The following is a 920-nucleotide window of genomic DNA, read 5'->3' as shown; positions in this document are numbered from 1 at the left end:
AGTTTCACATATCCAGTGTCTGTATATATAATTAAGCTCAAGATTTCATCGTCAGGGCCAACTATAATAGCTTGGATTAATTGATTTTCAACGTTCTCTTTTAAATAATGACTATATTCCTCTAATTTGTTTTCACATTCTGTTTCTACTTTTTCATAGTAAACACCATATTCTAAACCATTAGACAGATTAATTTCTGCACATACATAACCATTGCTAACAAAAGGCTTACTCACCTTCGCTACTATTTGATTCACCATAGCTTCTGCAAATAAATCATAAACATGAAGACAATATAATTTTTCTGCTTTTTCTAATATTGGATTAGTGTACATAACAATTCCCCCTATTATTTATTATTTAATTTTTCCTCTGCAGCTTTTCTAGTTTGGAAAACAGACTTCAACTTATTCTCCGTGATTTCAAAATAACTTGTTCCATTAACAATCTGAAATTTATATTTACCTTTCGGGCTTCTTGGTACAGATGTAACTACTACGTCAACAACCTTCCCTTTATATAAAACAAACGCTGTATCTCCCTCTTGATACCCCATCAATTCAACATATCTAGGTGGATATTTAGTCTCCCAAATACTCTTCGCTTTTTTACCTGTTATTTTTTTCAGTCCGGATGGATGTATACTGTATATCCCATCTAGATTCTCAATCTTTACATTGACTTTAACCTTATTAATTTTAAGTACTACACCTCTTCCTTTTGATGTTCCTACTATTTGTCCAACAAGCAGCTGATCGAGTGTCATGCAATCTTCTTCAGCTGTACTATATTTGAACTTTTCAGGTCCACCAGCTTCAATCATATCTTTTACAAATTGTTCCTTTGCTTCCTTAAGCAATTGTTCCTTTGAATGCTGTTCCTTAACATCTACTAAAACAGTTATTGGTTCTAGATAAAAC

Annotated in this window: 2 protein-coding genes; both read right to left on the bottom strand. The window is 32.4% G+C overall.

What is annotated here, in order from left to right; all coding sequences use genetic code 11:
- Nucleotides 1-335: hypothetical protein (locus tag RCF13_RS12805; RefSeq protein ID WP_308141237.1), on the bottom strand; the 335-nt coding region annotated here is incomplete at its 3' end.
- Nucleotides 336-349: 14 nt separating this feature from the next.
- On the bottom strand, nucleotides 350-920 hold a 571-nt coding region (locus RCF13_RS12800), incomplete at its 5' end, for a hypothetical protein (RefSeq protein ID WP_308141236.1).

The organism is Stenotrophomonas maltophilia group sp. RNC7 (assembly GCF_030910085.1).
In the GTDB taxonomy this organism is placed as follows: Bacteria; Pseudomonadota; Gammaproteobacteria; order Xanthomonadales; family Xanthomonadaceae; genus Stenotrophomonas; species Stenotrophomonas sepilia.
Note: the sequence above shows the minus strand (reverse complement) of the source record. Positions and strands in the feature narration are given on the sequence as shown.